Source organism: Ruegeria aquimaris (assembly GCF_025751555.1).
GTDB lineage: Bacteria > Pseudomonadota > Alphaproteobacteria > Rhodobacterales > Rhodobacteraceae > Ruegeria_B > Ruegeria_B aquimaris.
This window is the reverse complement of the sequence record NZ_JAOWLB010000001.1, coordinates 139,571-158,978: the sequence shown is the minus strand read 5'-3', so window position 1 is coordinate 158,978 and position 19,408 is coordinate 139,571. Positions and strand designations below refer to the sequence as shown.

19 protein-coding genes are annotated in these 19,408 nt (G+C 63.1%); 3 read left to right on the top strand and 16 right to left on the bottom strand.

Annotation, left to right across the window (positions count from 1 at the left end):
- The first annotated feature begins 12 nt into the window (after positions 1 to 12).
- Positions 13 to 897, top strand: a complete 885-nt coding sequence (locus tag OE747_RS00800) for a sulfotransferase family protein (RefSeq protein WP_263826710.1) — start codon at positions 13 to 15, stop codon at positions 895 to 897.
- On the opposite strand, the gene OE747_RS00795 is transcribed toward OE747_RS00800, so the two are convergent.
- Positions 898 to 2,103, bottom strand: a complete 1,206-nt coding sequence (locus OE747_RS00795; RefSeq protein WP_263826709.1) for a glycosyltransferase family 4 protein — start codon at positions 2,101 to 2,103, stop codon at positions 898 to 900. It lies immediately after the preceding gene.
- Positions 2,104 to 2,253: 150 nt separating this feature from the next.
- Here OE747_RS00795 and OE747_RS00790 point away from each other — a divergent pair, with 150 nt between their 5' ends.
- Both OE747_RS00790 and OE747_RS00785 read left to right on the top strand, forming a co-directional pair.
- Positions 2,254 to 2,616 (top strand): hypothetical protein, encoded by a 363-nt coding sequence (locus OE747_RS00790; RefSeq protein WP_263826708.1) that lies wholly within the window; start codon positions 2,254 to 2,256, stop codon positions 2,614 to 2,616.
- 146 nt (positions 2,617 to 2,762) lie between these two features.
- Complete coding sequence (locus OE747_RS00785; protein WP_263826707.1) at positions 2,763 to 3,908, top strand: acyl-CoA dehydrogenase family protein; 1,146 nt, start codon at positions 2,763 to 2,765, stop codon at positions 3,906 to 3,908.
- A 19-nt stretch (positions 3,909 to 3,927) separates the two neighbouring features.
- Here OE747_RS00785 and OE747_RS00780 read toward each other — a convergent pair whose 3' ends face one another.
- From OE747_RS00780 to OE747_RS00710, 15 genes are all read right to left on the bottom strand, one after another.
- Positions 3,928 to 5,085 (bottom strand): BamA/TamA family outer membrane protein, encoded by a 1,158-nt coding sequence (locus tag OE747_RS00780; protein WP_263826706.1) that lies wholly within the window; start codon positions 5,083 to 5,085, stop codon positions 3,928 to 3,930.
- A gap of 163 nt (positions 5,086 to 5,248) precedes the next feature.
- Positions 5,249 to 6,376, bottom strand: coding sequence for a mandelate racemase/muconate lactonizing enzyme family protein (locus OE747_RS00775; RefSeq protein WP_263826705.1), 1,128 nt, complete (start codon positions 6,374 to 6,376; stop codon positions 5,249 to 5,251).
- Positions 6,373 to 6,978 (bottom strand): LysE family translocator, encoded by a 606-nt coding sequence (locus OE747_RS00770; protein WP_263826704.1) that lies wholly within the window; start codon positions 6,976 to 6,978, stop codon positions 6,373 to 6,375. The genes OE747_RS00775 and OE747_RS00770 overlap by 4 nt, the downstream gene beginning before the upstream one ends.
- Positions 6,972 to 7,970 carry a Gfo/Idh/MocA family protein gene (locus OE747_RS00765; RefSeq protein ID WP_263826703.1) on the bottom strand — a complete coding sequence of 333 codons (999 nt, stop codon included), beginning with the start codon at positions 7,968 to 7,970 and terminating at the stop codon, positions 6,972 to 6,974. The genes OE747_RS00770 and OE747_RS00765 overlap by 7 nt, the downstream gene beginning before the upstream one ends.
- Positions 7,963 to 9,000, bottom strand: a complete 1,038-nt coding sequence (locus OE747_RS00760; protein WP_263826702.1) for a Gfo/Idh/MocA family protein — start codon at positions 8,998 to 9,000, stop codon at positions 7,963 to 7,965. The genes OE747_RS00765 and OE747_RS00760 overlap by 8 nt, the downstream gene beginning before the upstream one ends.
- On the bottom strand, positions 8,997 to 9,899 hold the full coding sequence (locus OE747_RS00755) for a sugar kinase (RefSeq protein WP_263826701.1): 903 nt from the start codon (positions 9,897 to 9,899) through the stop codon (positions 8,997 to 8,999). Before OE747_RS00755 ends, OE747_RS00760 begins: the two co-directional genes overlap by 4 nt.
- Positions 9,896 to 10,789, bottom strand: coding sequence for a DMT family transporter (locus OE747_RS00750; RefSeq protein ID WP_263826700.1), 894 nt, complete (start codon positions 10,787 to 10,789; stop codon positions 9,896 to 9,898). Before OE747_RS00750 ends, OE747_RS00755 begins: the two co-directional genes overlap by 4 nt.
- Before the next feature lie 3 nt (positions 10,790 to 10,792).
- Positions 10,793 to 11,680, bottom strand: a complete 888-nt coding sequence (locus tag OE747_RS00745) for an NAD(P)-dependent oxidoreductase (RefSeq protein ID WP_263826699.1) — start codon at positions 11,678 to 11,680, stop codon at positions 10,793 to 10,795.
- Position 11,681: 1 nt separating this feature from the next.
- Complete coding sequence (locus OE747_RS00740; protein WP_263826698.1) at positions 11,682 to 12,575, bottom strand: phytanoyl-CoA dioxygenase family protein; 894 nt, start codon at positions 12,573 to 12,575, stop codon at positions 11,682 to 11,684.
- Positions 12,575 to 13,414 (bottom strand): shikimate dehydrogenase family protein, encoded by an 840-nt coding sequence (locus tag OE747_RS00735; protein ID WP_263826697.1) that lies wholly within the window; start codon positions 13,412 to 13,414, stop codon positions 12,575 to 12,577. The genes OE747_RS00740 and OE747_RS00735 overlap by 1 nt, the downstream gene beginning before the upstream one ends.
- Positions 13,411 to 14,412 (bottom strand): Gfo/Idh/MocA family protein, encoded by a 1,002-nt coding sequence (locus tag OE747_RS00730; RefSeq protein ID WP_263826696.1) that lies wholly within the window; start codon positions 14,410 to 14,412, stop codon positions 13,411 to 13,413. Before OE747_RS00730 ends, OE747_RS00735 begins: the two co-directional genes overlap by 4 nt.
- A complete protein-coding gene (locus OE747_RS00725) occupies positions 14,409 to 15,914 on the bottom strand; it encodes a UxaA family hydrolase (RefSeq protein ID WP_263826695.1) in 1,506 nt (501 codons plus the stop codon). The genes OE747_RS00730 and OE747_RS00725 overlap by 4 nt, the downstream gene beginning before the upstream one ends.
- 14 nt (positions 15,915 to 15,928) lie before the next feature.
- Positions 15,929 to 16,864 (bottom strand): phytanoyl-CoA dioxygenase family protein, encoded by a 936-nt coding sequence (locus OE747_RS00720; protein WP_263826694.1) that lies wholly within the window; start codon positions 16,862 to 16,864, stop codon positions 15,929 to 15,931.
- An 11-nt stretch (positions 16,865 to 16,875) separates the two neighbouring features.
- Complete coding sequence (locus tag OE747_RS00715) at positions 16,876 to 18,498, bottom strand: TRAP transporter large permease (protein WP_263826693.1); 1,623 nt, start codon at positions 18,496 to 18,498, stop codon at positions 16,876 to 16,878.
- Complete coding sequence (locus OE747_RS00710) at positions 18,498 to 19,343, bottom strand: TRAP transporter small permease subunit (RefSeq protein WP_263826692.1); 846 nt, start codon at positions 19,341 to 19,343, stop codon at positions 18,498 to 18,500. The genes OE747_RS00715 and OE747_RS00710 overlap by 1 nt, the downstream gene beginning before the upstream one ends.
- Positions 19,344 to 19,408 lie beyond the last annotated feature (65 nt).

Below are 19,408 nucleotides of genomic sequence, written 5' to 3'. Positions count from 1 at the left end.
ACGGATCAACGAATGCCGGATCTGATCATTGCGGGGGTCCCAAAGGCCGGGACTTCCTCGTTCTTCGACTGGCTTGACGATCATCCAATGGCGCAGGGTTCGACGCCAAAGGAAACCTGCTTCTTCATGGATCCCGACAGTCACGCCTTTCGTTCCGATTTCAATTTCAGCCTCGGCCTCCAGCACTATCACAAGGCGTTTGCGCCTTCTGATCGACCTGTTCGCCTGCTGTTCGAGGCGACGCCAGCGTACATCTACAGCCAGACAGCGCTGGCGGAGATCCCAAGGCTGGAAAACGCGCCCAAGTGCCTGTTTGTCTTGAGGGAACCTGCATCGCAGATCCGGTCCGTCTATCACTATTTCAGCAACAATTGGGCCTATATCCCGGCCGAGATGAGCTTTGCCGACTTTCTCGAGGCTGCGGAGCGCGGCACTCACGATTTCGGCGGCAACGAATTGGCGCGCCATGCGCTGGACTTTGCAGATTACTTGCCATGGCTGCGACGGTGGCGCGACCGGCTGGGGGACGAGCGGATGAAGATCTGCCTGTTCGAAGACCTGAAGCGCGACCCCGCCGCGTTCATGTCCGGGATTGCCACCTGGTGCGGCATCGATCCGCGTTTCTACGATGACTACGCATTCGAGGCGAGCAACGAAAGCTATGAGGTGGTCAACCGCCGCCTTCACCGATTGAACATGGCGATCAGAGATCGCCTTCCCAAAGGGCCGACATATGAACTCGTGCGGGGGATTTACCGCCGCTTCAATACGCGTCCGGCGAAGAAGGGTCAGACAGATGACGTATTCCTTCGTCTGCGGGAAAAGTTCGAGGCCACTTATGATCCGCTCGAAAGTGAATTCGGGTTGGATTTGTCTGCCTGGCGGGAGCGGGGGTAATCAACGCCGCCGTTGTAACATTTCCTCGTATATCGAGAGTAACCGGGACAAGTGATTTTCCGGGGATACCTGGCGCTCCAGATCGGAGGTATCAAAATCTCCGATAGAGAGAACCTTTCTGAGGCTATCGGCCAGTGTTTCAACGTCTCTGGTATCGTGCAGAACTCCGTTCACACCGTGTTTGACCACTTCCGAAGCGGCGGTCCACCTGCCACACACCACCGGAACACCGCGGAGCAGCGCCTCGATCGGCACAAGCGGCTGACATTCGTACCATTGGCTGGGAAACACCAGCGCACGCGCTTTTTCCAGGCACTTCTGTACCTCTTCGGGGGTGACCCATCCAGTGATCTCCGCCTCGGGGTATGCTTCTCTGATGCTTTGCGCTTCTGGCCCGTCGCCGACAAAGAGCGCGGGGAAACCTGCCATCTTTGCTGCCTTGGCAAACAACAATCCGCCTTTCTCAGGGGACAGCCGTCCGACAAAGACGAATGTGTCGTTGCGGGTCGAGGCAATCTTGGCGCCGCCTGTTGCCACTGGATTGGGAAGCGCGTGCAAATTCACGTCGTCGGCAAGGTAGGGCCGCATCGCTCTCAACTGGGTTTCAGAAATATAAGCGATATCGCGCAAGTGGCGCGGAATGCGCCCGGGCCCCCTAGCTATTGCAGAACGGGCGACACGCCAGACCTTGTGGTTGACGTGGCGAGCGTCGCAGTTTGTCGTCAGGCAGGTGGCAGAAAGCGGCTTTCGCGTGCAGATTTCGTTGGCGCGGTAATCGTAAAATCCGCCGTTCGGGCAGGCCAGAAAGTACTCGTGCATCGTATAGAGCACGGGCAGCCGTCCGTCGGTCAAAGCCCGGCCGACAGACGGGGACAGCGCTTTGGCCCAGCCATGACAATGTAGAACTGTCGTCGCCGGGTCATGTCTGCGCATTTCTTCTCGCAGTGCGTTGAGCGCATCGAAGTTCCACAAACCGGTGGTCATCGCATTGAGTCTGCTGGGATTGTCGGCCAGCGTTTTCTGATCAAGGCAGATGGTCCGGATGTTGGGATGCTCCAAAAGCGTACTGACAGGCCCGGAAGCGGCAAAAAAGCTGACCTGAATACCGGCATCGGCCAACAGGCGGGCGCTGTCTATGGCGACCTTGGCCTGACCGCCGTTGACCTCGGCAAAATCTCCAACGATGAGTGTGTTCCGTATAGGCATCCGTTTTTCCCCGGGACAGGCTGTTCAACAACCTAGGGCGGGGAACATGGTTGTTTCAACGATGTTTCTTCGATCGAGGATGGTGGTGACTTTGGCGCGGGTCCTCCCCGACCATCCTGCTCGGGCAACGCCGTTCCAGGGGCTCGGGGCGTGATGGTTGCCGCCCGGGGGCTGGACGGTCTGTTACATCGAACGATCCGCGGTCGAGGTAAAGCAATCCGGTACCGGTTTGCTGTCACCTTGCCGGAAGGCCAGACATTTGGCTTCGATCAAGTCACCCCCGAGAGCGGTCGGCTGGTTTTCGAGGCGAATGGGATATGGCATGATAACGGCGTGACGGCGGATGAGAGCGGAATGACGATGGCGCCTGAACACCGATTCCCGGTGGCCGTTCTGCCATTCGAACGCGCCTTGCTCGACCGCCCGGCTCGGGGTGATGAAGCCGCCACCGAGGTCCGTGCGTTGGTGCCGGGCCTTGTTGTCGAGGGCTGCACCCCAAGAGTGCCCACCTGAAGCGGGGCGAACCGGCCGCGCTGCCGGAAGCAATGAAACTGAGGCAGACTGTGAGTGCACCGTGTGACCGAGAACTGGCCAGCGCACCCGGCGACCGCCAAGACACATACGCTGTTGGCTGCCATGACCCGCGAGGAGGAGAGCCCATGACCCGACACCTGTTTCTGGAACCCGAGCACGAGTTGCTGCGTGACCAGATCCGCCGATTTGTCGCCGAGCGGGTGCATCCCGAAGCGGACCGGTGGGAAGAGGAGGGGGCTGTTCCCCGCAAGATCCTGCGCGAAATGGGCGATCTGGGCTTTCTCGGTATCCGCTATCCCGAGGAGTATGGGGGCAGCGCGATGGACACCCGGGCCACGGCCGTTCTGGCCGAGGAACTGGGGCGGTCGACCTATTCGGGTTTTGCCATCACGGTGCTGGTGCATACCGACATGGCCTCGGTCCATCTGTACAATGCCGGCACTCCAGAGCAGCGGGCCGCGTGGATGCCGGACATCATCGCCGGACGCAAGATCGTCGCCGTCGCCGTGACCGAGCCCGACGCCGGGTCGGACGTGAAAGGCATCCGCACCAGCGCGCGGCGGGAAGGGGACTCCTATGTTCTCAACGGCTCCAAGATGTTCATCACCAACGGGGTGCATGCCGACCTTTACTGTGTGGCGGCCAAGACCGACTCTGGCGGAGCGGCCAGCCAGTCGGTCACGATGTTTCTGGTTGAGAAGGGCGCGCCAGGCTTCACTGTTTCGCGAGCGCTGGACAAGCACGGCTGGCGGTCATCTGACACGGCCGAACTGTCATTTTCCGAATGCCGGGTGCCCGCCGTCAATGTTCTGGGCCAAGAAGGGCGCGGCTTCTATTCGATCATGAAGAATTTTCAGAACGAACGGATCGTGCTCGGTGCGATGGCGATGGGCGAGGCGCAGGCGGCGCTGGATCTGACGCTCGACTATGTTAAGACGCGTCAGGCATTCGGCGCACCGCTCTGGTCGAAACAGGCGATCCGTCAGCGGTTGTCGATGTTGTCTGCACGGGTCGCTGCCGCGCGCCAGTTCGTCTATGCCACCGCCGCCCGCGACGCGGCGGGCGAGGAAGTGGTGCGCGAGGTGTCGATGCTCAAGGCGCTGTGCGGTGAACTGGTCAATGAGGTGATGTACGATTGCGTCCAGTTCCACGGCGGCATGGGATACATGCGCGAAAGCACGATCGAACGAATGGCGCGCGATGCGCGGGTTCAGTCCATCGGTGGCGGAGCGACCGAGGTGATGCTGGAAGAGGTCGCCAAGCGGCTTTGAGGTTCGCTCGGCCAGATGGTCAGAACCGCTGCCCGAGAGAGACGTATAGAAAATGATCTCCGGCGTTGTTCATGGCGGCGTCGAGGGCATAGTCCAGACCGAATTTTTTGGAGAGCCTGAACCGCAATCCGGCACCGACGGCGGCCCCACCTGCATTGTCCGACATGCTACCCAGATCGCTGCCGCCAATTCCGTAGCCGCCAAAGAGAACATAGCCAAACCGGCTCTGCCCGAAACGGGCACGGTACTCGGCCTGGATCGAGGCCGAGTAATCGCGGATGTTGTCAGTCGCTGGGAAACCGCGCATACCATCCACCATCCCGACGCCGCAGGAATCGAAGAAGGGCGCGGATTTGGATGCGCCGCAGACCACGCTGCGCGCCGCGATCACCGCATCGTTGCCAAGCTGCCAGTAGTGTGACGCCGACAGAACGGTTTTGGAGTAGAGCCGGTTCGAGGTCGTCAATTGGCCTCCGAACAGGCTATCTACGTCGCGCGCGTGGCTCAACGACAGGCTCGCCACGCCCCCTCTTGTCGGGTAGAACGTGTCGTCGCGATCATCCCACTTGAATTTAAGGCCGATTATCCCGACCGCGACGCCAAGATCCGGCAAGAGCGCCGGCGGTATCGTGGTCGAATTGAACGTGATATCCGAATCGAGATGGGTGAACGATCCTGTCACCGAGAACTCGGGCGAGAAATTGTAGCCGACTTCCATAACTGCGATCTTGGCCGTTTGCGCCAGCGGCAGCCGAAAGGCTCCGACGACCGGTAGAGTGGCCGGAAGATCGTAATTCAAATCCGCATCGCCATAAAGAAGGCCGAGAGTCCAGCGGCCGTCGGCGAAATTGACGACTCCGCCAAACCCGTAGCCCTCGCTGCCATTGCTGGTCTTCATCTTTGCCGCCCCGAAGCCCGACGGGCGCGATCCGGGCAACGTAAAGAGATACCCCGCCCCAAGTGTCAGGCCGCTTTCGAGGACCGGGTTGGAGAATGGGATGGGGGCAACGATAAAAGACCCTGCCTTGACGCCGGTCTCGGTGCTCACGACATCCGAGACCGTGCCTCTTTCCAGGCCGCTGATCGTGTTGGCCTGGGCCACGGATGACGTGGCTGCCGTCCAGAGGAAGAAGAGCGTAGTCGCAACCCTTGCCGAAAGAACCCTCAATACTGTCATGCCGGTTGCCTATCGGTTGCCCAGAAGCCATATCCTGAACACTTCAGGATGCAGTATATCAGAGAACGCCGGTTGATGAAGGGGCACGTGGTTCAAGAAAGGACAGGTGAGGACCCTATGACATCGAAGGCCAATAGTTCCGGACAGCGTCAGAGTGGCGGATTCAAGCGCGGAAAGCCATCAGGGCGTCGCGGTCGACCTCTATCCCCAGGCCGGGGCCGTCGGGCACCGTCAGCACACCCTGCACTGCTTCCAGCGGGCGGGTCAGGATCGCCTGACGGAACGGCATCTCGGTGCGGTCGAATTCCAGCATGGGCGCGCGCGGTTCAGGGCGGGGCGGGTTTGGCGGCAAGGCAGCGATATAGTGCAGCGAGGCGGCCAGTTGTACGCCGGTGCCCCAGACATGCGGCACAAGGCGTATCCCGTGCAGGGCGCACATGTCGGCGATGCGGCGACCTTCGGTAAAGCCGCCGGTGCCGCAGATGTCGGGTTGCAGGATATCGACGCAGCGGCGTTCGACGGGATCCTTCATGCCCCAGCGCCCATGCCATGTTTCGCCGCCCGCGACCGGGATCGGCTGGCCGTTGCGGACATCAGCATAGGCGTCGAGTTGTTCGGGCAGGACGGGTTCTTCGAACCAGTCGATGTCATAGGGTTCGGCCAGACGGCCCAGCCGGATCGCCTCGATCATGTCATAGCCGTGATTGGCGTCGATCATCAGGCGCATCTCAGGGCCTATGGCGTCCCGGCAGGCGGCGATGACCTCGAGATCCTCGTCCACGTCGAAACCGATCTTGATCTTTGCGGCTTTGAACCCGTCCGCCTTGTAGCGCGCTACCTCGGCCGCGATATCTGTCACACGGTCGCGGCCAGGCTTGCGGAAACCGCCAGTGGCATAGGCGGTCACCTGTTCGCGGAACCGCCCGCCCAACAGGGTCGAGATGGGCGCGTTCCAGGCCTTGCCCTTGATATCCCACAGCGCGATATCGATGCCAGACAGCGCAGTGATCGTCAGGCCACGCTGACCCTGATCGCGCAAAGCGTGATAGACCTCGATCCAGCGTCTCTCGGTCTCCAGCGGGTTTTGCCCGATCAGCAGCGGCGCCATACCCTGGACCAAAGCGGCGTTCAGCCGGGCCGGGCCAAGGCATTCGCCCCAGCCAGTCAGCCCGGCGTCGGTGGTTACTTCGACCAGCAGATGGGAGCGCCGGTCGAAGCCCGACGAGGCGCTTTCGAAACGCTGCTCCAGCTTGTGGTCGAGCAGGTGGGTGGTGATTGCGCTGATCTTCATGGCCGTATACCGGTGAACTGATAAGTGAGCGCCAATGCCACAACGATCAGCATCGAAGCGCTCATGCCGATGTTGATGGCCCGGTGGGCGCGATGGCCGAGGTCGAGCCGGCGCAAGGTGATGCCCAGCCAAAGCCACAGGAAGTGGATGGGAATCCAGATCGCGTTGACGATCAGGAACTTGAGGAGGGTTTCCGCCAACAGGCTGTTCCCGCCAAAGGCAAAGCCGGAGAACAGGGTTGTGTTCACCGCATAGGCCTTGGGGTTGATCATTTGCAGTGCGATCCCGTCCAGAACGCCGGGCGGGCGGGCGGCCTCGATAAAGGCGATCCGGCTTCCCGCTGTGGCGATCCGAAGGGCGAGGTACAAGAGATACGCGGTCGAGGCCACAAACAGCAGGGTGCGGATGCGTGGATCGGCCAGCAGTATGGCGGCGAGGCCCGAGACCACCGCCAGCGCCACCATGTTGGTGCCGATGAAAAGTCCCAGCACATAGCGCGTGCCGGGCCGCGCGCCGAAGGCCGAACCGACACCGGCGGTCGAGAGCACGCCGGGTCCGGGTGTGATGATCAGGAAAAAGACAGCGGCGGCGAAGATCAGCATTCGGCCATCCCCTGTGCCTGAATGGCCAGATCGCAGACGGTAAACACGCGTTCCTGTGGCATGGCGGTTTCCGTCCGGTGACGGATGTCATGCGCGAGTGCGGCAAAGAAGGTCAGACCAGCGTCGGAGGCTTGCTGCTTGTCGCAGACCTCGCCGTTGACCAGGATCAGGTGGTCGGTCCCTGGCGTGCCGCCCGGATCGACATATTTGCGCAACTCGATGGTGCCGGTGGTCCCGGTCACAAAAAGCCGCCCGTCACCCCAGTTGGGTAGCGCATCGGGCGTGTACCAGTCGACCCGGATATAACCGCGTGCGCGCCCGGCCTGGAGAACGATTTCGCCAAAGTCCTGAAACCCCGGTTCGCGAAGACAGGCGGCATGGGCCATGACCACATCTGCTGTCTCCTGTCTAGTCAGGGCCAGAAACTGGTCGATCTGGTGTGACCCGATATCGGCCAGAATGCCGCCGTTGCGGTCACGGTCCCAGAACCAGTCGGGCCGGGTGGCAGCGTTCAGGCGATGCGGGCCAAGGCCGACAGTGCCGATCACCCCACCAATCGCACCCTCCGCGATCAACTCCAGCGCGCGGGTCATCGCAGGCACTTCGAACCGTTCCGAGAAATCCACCGCCCAGATGCGCCCGGTCTCGTCAACCGTTCGGCGCAGTTCGGCCACGTCGAGCGCATGCAGCGCGCCGGGCTTGTCGCTGAGCACGTCTTTGCCTGCCCGCATCGCCCGAACGGAAATACCCGCGCGGTCCGAAGGCACGGCGGCGGTCAGGATCAGGTCGATTTCGGGGTCGTCGATCACATCCTCGGCTCGGTCCCGTCGCGGCGCGTCGGGAAAGCGCGCCAAGAACCCATCCAGAGTGTTCGGCGCGCCATCGGTCTGCCAACCCGTCAGCACGCAGCCCGCCGCCAGCATGTGTTCGGTCATCGTATAGATATGGCGGTGGTCGATGCCCACGACGCCCATCCGGATCGGTTCAGCCATCAACCACCTCCTGCCGTTGCCCGGTTCTTGCCGAGCGTTCGATTGCCGCGATCAGTGCTTGCACCGGCAGGGCCGAGCGCCCGGTGATTGCGGGTTGCCTGCCATTGCGCAGTGCCTCGGCGAAATCGGCGATCACCGCTCGGTGCCAGTCGTGCGAGAAGGCCATCGGATCGGCGCCGCCGCCGGTGCCGGATAATGCGCCGATCTCTTCTGCCGGGTACCCGTGCCGATGGATTAACAGCCGGTTTGCCGCCAGATACGCCGACCCAGCGGAGCCGTTCAGGATGATTTCCTCGGCGCCGCCGGGGTAGTGGGTGACCGAGGCCATGACCGATCCCACCGCGCCCGAGCGAAAGCGCAGGGCGGCGGCGGTGAAATCCTCGGCCTCCATCCGATGCAGGGGCGAGGTGGCAGTGACGGCCTGCACATCGGCCACCGGGCCGCAGAACTGTAGCATCAAGTCGAGGCTGTGAATTGCCTGGGTGATCAGCACACCGCCGCCATCGCGGGCGCGGGTGCCGCGCCCGGGCGTGTCATAATAGCTCTGGTCACGCCACCAGGGCACACGCAGTTCGACGGTGGCGATCTCGCCCAGCTCGCCTTGCGCAAGGCGGTCTTGCAATGCCAGCGCAGCGGGGCGCATTCGGTGTTGCAGCAGAGCCCCCAGGGGCAGGCCCGCCGCCTCGCAGGTTTCGACAAGCGCGCGTGCCTCGCCGACTGTCCGGGCCAGCGGTTTCTCGGTCAGGACAGGCAGGCCACGGCGCGCAAAGGTCGTGATGTATGGCGCGCGCGCATCCGGCGGGGTGGCCAGGATTGCGAAATCAAGTGTCCTATCAGCGACGATCTCGTCCAGAGATGTCATAACCCGTGGTCCACCGTGCCGGTTGGCAAAGGCACGGGCCCGCTCGGGATTGCGGCCATAGACCGCGGCAAGGCGTACCTCTCCATCGGTGGCCGCAATCGCAGTGGCGTGCAAGTCGGCAACCATTCCCAGACCTATCAGCACCGCATGCATCGGTTTTCCCGTCATGCATTTTCTCGTGGCAATATGGCGCCCCGATGGCCAATCACCCGGAGCGCCAAGTCGTGCCCCGCCCGCATTGCGGTGTCCTGGTCATGCCCTTCCAGCAGGGCGGCCAGATAACCTGCGTTGAAGCTGTCACCTGCGGCCGTGCTGTCGACGACGTCAGTCGCCGGATCGACCACAAGCGGCGGTGCGCCGTCCAGCGGCAGGGGGCCGCGCGCGCCGCGCTTCAGAACGCCTTCGACAAGTCCATGAGCACGCAGGCGCGCAAGCACTGCCACCTCATCCGGATCGGCAAACAGCGCCATCTCGTCGTCGAGACTTGGCAGGCCGATATCGGCAAGCCGCCAGGCGTCGGTCACGGTTTCCTGCGCGGTGCCCTGATCCGACCAAAGGGCCGGGCGATAGTTGCTGTCAAAGGCCACGCGGCCACCGGCATCGCGGTAATGCCTGAGCCACCCCATCAAGCGCGCCCGTCCCGCCGGGGGAAGAATGGCCAGCGATATCGCCGACAAGTAAACCAGATCGAACCCGGAAAGATCCGTTTCCTCCAGCCCTGGGGGCTCCATCAACCGCCGCGCGGCCGAGTTGTCACGCCAATAGGTGAAAGTCCGCTCACCCGTGTCGTCGGTGCTGATGGCATAGAGACCCGGCACGCGAGTATCGCTACGCCGGATCAGACCGGTATCGAGTCCTTCGGCGCTCATCATGGCGATCATTCGTTCCGACAGCCCATCATGTCCCAGTTTGGTTCCATAGGCCACGTTCAGGGCGGGTGCGGCGCGCTTGAGGTAGATTGCGGTGTTCAGTGTGTCACCGGCAAAACCCAGCCCGGCGCTGTCGGGCCGGTCCGGCGCCAGCGAGATCTCGACCATCGCCTCGCCAATACACAGAACGGATGTCATGTCGCGCCTCCCGGTCGGTTCTCTCGCCACCAGATGATCAGCCCCGAAACCACGATAATGCCAGCGCCCACCAGAGTCATCCCATCGGGCAGGGCACCGAATAGCAACCAGCCCGCGCCTGCCATATACACCAGGTAACTGTAGGAAAACGGCATCAAGAGGCTCACGTCGGCATAGCGATGAGCACGGGCAAAAATCTCGTGCCCGGTCCAGGCGAAGGCGCCGATGGCCAGATAGAGCGCCCAAGTGAGCGTGCCCGAGATCGGCTGCCAGGACCAGATCGCCAGGGGAAGCAGCACCAGTGTCCCCATCGCACCGGCCCAGATCTGCATGACCTGGGTTGCCACCTCGCCCGACAGTTTGCGGGTGATGATGGAAAACAGCGCCAAGGCGGTGGCGTTATAGACAATCAGCGCCGAGGCCCAGTGAAACCCGGCCCCGAACGGGCGCACCACGCACAGCACGCCGACAAAGCCCAGGCCGATGGCGAACCAGCGCCAGGGCCCTATTTTCTCGCCCAAGAGTGGCACCGCCAGCGCAGACACGATGATCGGGGACGAAAACATGATGGCGGCGGTCATGGTAAGGGACAGATAGCGCAGCGCATAGAAATTGCTGAGCGTCGAGGTGACGAGCAAGGCCGCGCGGATCAGCAACAGATGGATCTGGCGCGGGGTCAGCCGGGTACCGCGAAAGGCGCGGTGGCGCATCGAGATGACCGAGAGGATCAGCGCCACGCCATAGCGGGCAAAGGCCAGCTGGAACGCGCCCAGCCCGCCCAGGACCAGCCATTTGACCGAACTGTCGGTGCAGGCGAACATGAACCATGCCGCCAGCATCATCACCATGCCCAATCCCGCGCGGTCCTGCCGTCCTGCCAGTGCTTCCATGACCTAGCCGCCGAACCGGGCGGCGTAAAACTCGACCATCTGCGGCACCAGATCGTCGCCGCGTCCTTCGTCGATCGCCTCGGCCAGGGCGCGGCGGGCACAGGCCGACATCAGGCTCTCGGCGTTCATGTCCTGCGCCATCTGCGCATAATAGCCGACGTCCTTCGATGCATTGCGGATGGAAAAGGCCAGTTTCTGCGCGTCGCCGTCGATGGCATAGGCCTTGACGAAATCCATCATCCCCGAATGCAGGGGGCCCGCGCTCATCACGTCGTATAGCGCCTGCCGGGGCACGCCCGCCTTGTCGGCCATGGCAAAGGCCTCGCTCAACGCGTTGGCGGTGGTCATGGCGAAGAAGTTGTTGATCAGCTTGATCGTATGGCCGGTGCCGAGCGGCCCGAGGTGAAAGACGTTTTCCCCAAGATCGTCCAGCACCGAGCGCACTTTGTCAAAGGCGGCCCTGTCACCCGCGCCCATGATGTTGAGCTTGCCCTCGCGCCCGTGGCTGGGGGTGCGGCCCAGTGGTGCGTCCAGCATGGTGCCACCTTCGGCGGCGACCATTTCGCCCAGCATCCGGGTGGAACCGGGCAGGGAGGTGCCGAAGTCGATCACCACCGTGCCGGGTCTCAATCCCGCGATGACGCCATCGGTCCCTTGCATCCGCGCCTCGACCTGCTGGGACGTGCCCATGCAGAGCATCACGATATCGCTTGCGCGGGCCAGTTGGGCAGGAGAGGCGGCTTCGACCGCACCGCGCGCGGTGGCCTCTTCGATACCGCTGCGGTCGCGGTTGCCAAGCACTGAGACGGCATAGCCGCAGTCCTGAAGTCGCGCCACCATGGCACGGCCCATCAGCCCCAGCCCGATGAATCCGATTGTCGGTTTGTCCATCTCATCCCTCCGTTATCCTGTCAAAGGCGCGGGCGGTCAGCCCGGCCTGTATCTCGTAGATGCTGCCCGCCACTGGCGGGGGCGGCAGCGGAATTCGGACTGGCACCGGCGCCAGCCTTGGCGTGATCGTGGGCTGACCGCACAGCATCCGGCTGTCATAGTCGTCGAGATTGTCGAAACGGGTCATCGAGCCCATGACGGGAAAGGCGTCGGCGGCCATGATCTCATAGAACAGCATCCGCCGGTCGCGGGACGAGCGATTCAGTGCCGAGCCATGTACCGTTCGCGCGTGATGGATAGAGATCGAGCCCGCCGGTCCCGTCAGCGTCACCGCGTCGCGCGCGTCGAAACCACAAGCTGCAAGGTCCATCGCACCGACGAAGTGGCCGTTTGCGTGGTGATTGTGGATTGGACCGCGATGGCTGCCGGGAAAGATCATGAGCGGGCCGTTGTCCGCTGCCATGTCGTCGATCATAACGCCGACGGCCAGCACATCGTCATTGGTATGAGGGTAAAAGGCCCAGTCCTGATGCCATTCGACCGCCGCGCCGAAGCCTGCCGATTTCATGTTGAGCTTGGTGGTATGCAGGCGCAAATCCGGTCCGATCAGATCGCGCACGGGGGCAAGAATAGTGTCGGAATAGAGCAGGTCTCGCATCACCGGGCTGATTTTGTGGGGTAGCTTGATTCGGCGCAGGCGCGGCGCGCCGGGGCGGTGGCTGTCCTCCAGATCAAGCCGGTCGTTCGAGGATGTCATACCGCGCGCCTCGTCCGTGAATCGGGCGATCTCAGCACGGATCGCGGCGATGACCGGCGGCGGCACCCGGTTTTCCAACACGAGGTAGCCGGTTTCGCGATAGCGGGCGATCTGTGCAGGCGACAGAACTTCGGGCATCAGGCGATCTCCTTGGGGCGGAGCGGATCCAGCAATGTGGCGAGCGCGGGGTCGGCGGCATGGCCTGACAGCGCGGCGAAACTGCCGATGGCCATGAAGCGGAAAAGGTCAAAGCCAGTCAGGCTGATGAGGCCGGCAGGTGCAGCGTTTTGCAAAAACGGGGTTTCGACGGGTGTGTAAACCGCGTCAAAGGCCCATTCCTGCTTGCCGATCCAGCTCGGTGCAAAGGCGCTGCGCGTATCCGTCCCCATTCCGAGAGCCGTGGCGTTGACCAATCCATGTGCCCCGCGCGCGGTGTGCTCTGCCGCATCCATGGCGACCGCGCGTGCAGGAGGACCGAGCAACTTGGCCAGCGCCGCTGCACGGCTCGGTACCGGGTCCCAGAGCGCGATGTCCTCGGCCCCCAGCGCGATCAGGGCACCGCCAAGTGCTCCGGCGACGCCACCCGCGCCCGCCATGGCGACACGGCCCGGTTGGCGGTCGCCGAAACTGTTGCGCCAGGCACCCAGGAAGCCGGTGAAGTCAGTGTTGTGGCCGCAGAGCCGCTGGCCAAAGGTTATCAGGTTGCAGGCCCCCAGCCCCGCAATCTCGGGTCGCATCGCTTCGCTAGCCCAAAGGGCCGCCTCGGGCTTGAACGGATGGGTGACAGAAACCCCGCTCCAGCCATCGTCGCGACAGCGTGAAAGGGTTGCAGGTAGATCGAAATCCGGCAAACCCTCGGTGTCGATCAGGGTGTAATCGACTGTCAGACCATATTCCTGCCCCAGAAGGGCCAGCGCCGCACCAAACCGCGAGCGGGACAGACCCGCCCCGATCAGACCGCAGCGCAGGGCGGTCATTGTCTGACCCCGGCGGGCAGGGTGGCATCCTCGATCCGGAGGGTGACGTCCAGCGCGCGCAACCCGTCCTCGGCACTGACCCGGGGTTCGGCGCGGCCCGCGATCACCTCGGCAAAATGCTCCAGTTGCCGGATCAGCGGCACGCCTTCGGCGACGTCAAGCACTTGGGGTTCAGGTCTGTCATGCCAGCTTTGCGCGCCGGTCCATGTGGTCAGCGAAGGAAACTCGATCGCGCCGCCTGTGCAGGCGATGCGCAGGCTGTCCTGCGCGGTGTGGGGGATGGCAGGGCTCTCGCCGGTTCCGGCCTCGAACCCCCATGGCGTCGGCGTGGTGTCGGCAAAGGCGATGGTGACGATCACACCCGAGGCAAAGCGCAGCACCGCGCCGCCGTGCTCGGTGCGCGCAGCACCTCGGACGGGGTTGCCGCCAAGACCCACGACGTCCTCGACCGGGCCGAAAAGCCAGCACAAAGTGTCGACATCATGGATCAGGTTCTGCTTGACGGGAGCACCGTTCATGCCCGCGCGCCAGCCAATGTCGAAGTAATTCTCGGGTTTGCGCATATACCACATCAACGAGCCGCCGATGGGTTGGCCAAGCTGGCCGCTGGCGATCACCTCTTTCAGCTTTTCCACGCGCGGGTGGTGGCGGCGATGATGGCCCACCAGCACCTTGCGGCCGGTTTCGCGGGTGGTATCGATGATGGATTGCGCGGCTTCGCGCGTTTCGGCCAACGGCTTCTCGACCAGCACATCCCAGCCCCTGCGCATGGCCGCGATGGCCAGCGGCGCATGGGTTTCGGTGGGGGTGGCGATGACCAGCCCGTCGGCCTCTGTATCGACCGCGTCGATATCCGCCCAGCCTGGCGCGGTGACATGCGCGCGGCGGGTTGGGTCGGGGTCGATGATTCCGGCCAAAGTCAGGTCCGGATGGGCCTCGATATGGGCCATGTGGCGATGGCCGATCAGGCCGGTGCCTGCGATAAGAAGACGGGTCACATCACCGCTCCGATCTGCCAGGGGACGAATTCGTAATCGCCCAGACCTTGCGCCTCTGACTTGGACATCTCGCCCGACGCCACGCGCAGAAACATCTCGTAGATCTCGCGCCCCTTGCTTTCGACCGTGGCCGCGCCGGACAGGATGGGGCCAGCGTCAACATCCATGTCTTCCGGCATACGGTCGTAGAGCGTGCTGTTGGTGGCAACCTTGATCGTGGGGGCTGGTTTCGATCCGAAGGCCGAGCCGCGTCCGGTTGTGAAACAGACAAGGTTGCAGCCGCCCGCGATCTGGCCGGTGACGCTGGCCGGGTCGTAGCCGGGGCTGTCCATGAAGGTGAAGCCGCGCGCCCGCACCGGTTCGGCATACTTGTAGACACCGGTCAGCGGCGTGGTGCCGCCCTTGGCGGCCGCCCCCAACGATTTTTCCAGGATCGTGGTCAGCCCGCCCTTCTTGTTGCCGGGGCTGGGATTGTTGTCCATCGAGCCGCGGTTGCGCGCGGTGTAATCCTCCCACCAGTGGATCAGGCCCACCAGCTTCTCACCTGTTGCGCGGTCGGCGGCACGCCGTGTCAGCAGATGTTCCGCTCCATAGATTTCAGGCGTTTCCGCCAGCACCCCAGTGCCGCCCTGCGCCACCAGCAGGTCACAGGCATAGCCCAGCGCCGGATTGGCGGTGATGCCCGACCAGGCGTCCGAGCCGCCGCATTGCAGCGCCACCTTCAGTTCCGACGCGGGGCAGGGTGTGCGTTGCGCCATATTGGCGAGGGGCAGCATGGCGCGCACCTTCTCGATGCCGGTCTCGATGGTGCGCCGCAGACCCGCCACGTTCTGGATGTTCATGGTCTGGAACAGCGGCCCCTGCTTCAGACCATAGGCTTCGAGCAACCAGTCGATCTGGTTCATCTCGCAACCGAGGCCCACCATCAGCACGCCCGCATGATTGGGGTGGCGCGCATAGCCCCACATTACCCGTTGGAGGGCCTCGAACCCGTCGCCCGAGCCCGCCATGCCGCAGCCGGTGCCGTGGACAAAGGCCACGACACCATCGACATTTGGATAGGCGGCCAGTTCCTCGGGGCCGAATGCGTCGGCGATGCGCCGGGCGGCGGTGGCCGAGCAGTTCACCGAGGTCACCACGGCGATATAGTTGCGGGTGCCGACCGAGCCGTTCTCGCGCCGGTATCCCAAGAAAGTGTCGGGCTCGTCTGCCGGAGATACGGGGCGCAAGTCGGTGCCATATTCATACGCCACATCCGTATTGCGGAACTCCACGTTGTGGGTGTGAACATGATCGCCTGGCGCGATATCGGTCGCGGCATAGCCGATCAGCTGCGCGTATTTGCGCACCTCGGTGCCCTTTGGCATCGGGCACATGGCGACCTTGTGGCCCGTAGGGATCTGCGTGAGAACAGTGATCCCTTCGATCTGGGTATCGGCCTCCAGCGGGCGGGTGGCGGTAACGACCGTGTCAGAGGGATCAAGGCGGACATAGGGCTTCATTTGGAACTGCTCTTTCAGGCGCAGAGTGGGCTGTCGCCCTGCCAGCGGTGGATTTGGATATGTGGTTCGGTGGCCAGCCGCGCGCGCGTGTCCACCCACATTTGCCGCCAGCGCCGCCAATCGCGCAGTTCGGTGTGGGGTTCACTACGGCTGCGGGCGACGAATGCGGGGAAATGGCTGCGCCCCGTGGGCTGGCCGCTGCGAGAGTAGCGCAGGTCAAAGCTCCAACGGATGCCGTCGGTGAGATTGGGCAGCGAGGCATGCGGGATCAGCGGGTCGAGCACCACGATGCCGCCCGCCCGCACCGGAACGGGCAGCGCTTGTTCAGGGTCGATCAGCCCCGGCGCGATGGTGGTCTGGCGCATCGGGCAATGGGTGAGCATCCGATCAGCGGCGCGCGGCAGCACCTGAAGGCAGCCGTTTTCCGGCGTTGCGTCGGTGACCGCGATCCAGATCGTCACCATGTCGGTCTGGTCCGCCTCGGCATGGGCAACGGCGCGGTCCTGGTGCCAGTCCGTGCCGCCCACATGGGCGCGCAACTCGTCGCGGGCCAGATCACGGGCGGGCGGCTTGATGCGCACGTGCTGGATCGGGCAGGAGGTGATCTCGGGTCCGATCACCGCCTCGACCAGGTCCAGCAGGCGCGGCGCGGTGATCATATCGAATACCGCCGGGCCGAAATGAATCGGCGTATCTGCGCGGATCCGGTCGCCGGGCAAGGAGATGTCCATCGGTTGGAACCAATCGAGCCCCAGCAAATAGGTCGCCTTGATCTGCTCGGCAAAGTCCAGCCCACCGATCCGCTGCGACAGGTTCCAGTCCTGCAAAAGCCTGTCCATGATCGCCTGATACTCGGCGCGCACCGGGTCCAGCACCCCTGGCCCCAACACGTTCTCCACGATCAGGTACCCGTTGCGGCGGAACTTGGCGATTTCACCGGCGCTCAGCATCCCGCAACTCCCTAGAGCAGAAGCTCGACGATCGGCGGCCAGATGAGCAGCACGCTCAGCGCCAGGATCTGAATGCCGATGAAGGGCAGGAACCCCTTGAAGATATCGGTCAGCGAGATATGCGGCGGCGCCACCGATTTCAGGTAAAACGCGGCTGGGCCAAAGGGCGGTGACAGGAAACTGACCTGCATGTTCATACAGAACAGCACTCCGAACCAGATCGACACGTTACGCGGATTAAGCTCGCCGATCAGGCCGATCTCCTCGACCGGAAGGCGTTGTACAATGGGCAGGAATACCGGGATGATCAGCAGCACGATACCGACCCAGTCCATGAAGGCGCCCATGAAGAGCAGGATCAGCATCATGACAAGCAGGATCAGCATGCTGGGCATCTCTGAGCCCACGATCATGTCGGCCACAAAGCGGGGGCCGCCGGCGATGGTGTAAGCGCCAGCCAATGCCGCCGCCCCAATGGTGACCCAGATGATGGTGCCCGTCGACTTCAACGTGCGCATCAGGCTTTCCCAGACCAGGTCGAACGAGGCTTCTCCCCGGAAGATCGCCAGCACCAGCACCGCCAGCGCGCCCATCCCGGCGGCCTCGGTAATGCCGGTGATGCCGCCATAGATCGAGCCGAGCACCACGCCGATCACCACGATGGGGGGAACCAGGCCCTTGCCCATCGCCCAGCCGGTGGCGGTGCGGGCGCGACCGAAGACGAGAAAGATCAGCACCAGCATCAGCACAGTGGTACCGCCGAACCACGGCAGGTAGTCGGCGGTGCCATAAGTGATCGGATCGCCCGTTTGGGCAGCGTTCTGGCCGGAGAGTTCAAAGAACAGCGCCCTCAGGAACAATGCGCTCGAAAAGCCCGCGATCAATACCGACAGGAACGCGCCGAACAGCATGGATTTTTCCAGTCCCTGCGGCTCGCCCGGGACGGGGTCGGGCAGGGGGGCATGGTCCGGGTTCAATTGGGTGCGGATGATGATGTAGAGGATGATGAGCGAGGCCAGCATAAAACCGGGGATAAAGGCCGCAGTGAACAGCGCCTTGATCGAGGTTTCGGTGATCAGCCCATAGATGATCAGCACGATCGAGGGCGGGATCATGGTGCCCAGCGAACCCGAGGCGCAGATCGTACCGATGGCGAGGTTCTGATTGTAACCCAGCCGCAGCATCTGTGGCAAGGCGATCAGGCCCAGCAGCACAACCTCACCGCCGATGATACCCGACATCGCGGCCATGATCACCGCCATGATCGATGTCACGATGGCGATGCCGCCACGGGTGCGGTTCAGCCAGACGTTCAGGCTGTCATACATCGACTTGGCAATGCCGGACCGTTCCAGCAGGGCCGCCATGAAGATGAAGAGCGGGATGGAAATGAGCACGTAATCCGTTAACAGCCCATATATTTTCTGGGCCAGAATATTGAGTGGGCCCGAGCCAGGGCGGCCAGTGAGAATGCCGTCGCCAAAGGTCCAGGGCGCCCAGAGAAGCTCGGGCTCGAACTTCATCACCAGTACCAGCACGGCAAGGATGGCCGACGCCATGCCAAGCGGCATGCCGATGGCAAGCAGCACGATCAGGCCCATCATGAGGACCAGAGAAATGGTTCCGATATCCATCAGTTGTTCCCCACCTGGCGTTTCAGGGCCTCAAGCTCTTCGGCGTCGATATCGTCGGCGGCAGTGTGAATGACCGCTTCGGCATTCCAGTCGCTGACGAGGTTGATGATGGCCTGCACCGCGACAAGGACGACAACCACCAGCACCATTGGCTTGATCGTGGCGGGTATCGGCGGATCGAACGCTGTGCCGAAGGTTTCCCACCGATAGAGTTTGTCCAGCGCCTCGCCATACCCCCCGTAGACAAGGAAAAAGGCAAAGGTGACGATCAGCACGGTCGAGATCGTGTCACAGACCCGTTGCAAGGATCGGGGCAACATGTCGTACAGCAGGAAAATGCGGATATGGCTGCGCTGCTGCATCGCATAGAGACCGGCGCAGAGGAACACGAACCCCGCAAGCCAGAGCGACAGCTCGTTGGCCCAAAGGGTGGCCGCGTTCAGCACGTAGCGAACGAAGACCTCGTAAAGCATGACGCAGCAGAGCACCACGATCAGCATCATGGTGACCCGGCCAATAAAGACCGACAGCCGGTCGAGCGGGCCCCAGGCCTCGAACTCCATCGGCGCGCGACGAACGGTGAGAACGCCAGCGACAAGCGTCACGGGCAGCAATAGCAGGGCCAGCCAGTCGAAAATGTCGGCAAACCCGCCGAACAGGCCGGGCATGTCGGGCGTGACATCGTTGCGTTTGAAAAGGGCGCTCAGCTTGTCGAACTGCGATGGATCCTGCGGTGGCAGGAAGTCCAGAATGAAGGCGGGCAGATGCCAGGCCAGCCAGCCCGCGCAGACGATGAACGCCAAGGGTACCAGCCATTCCACGAGACTGCCGGATCGTTGCTGCATCCGAACCTCCGCGATTGAGATTTTCTGGGATGACCGGCGGACCCGGTACGCGGCGAGCAGGGGGC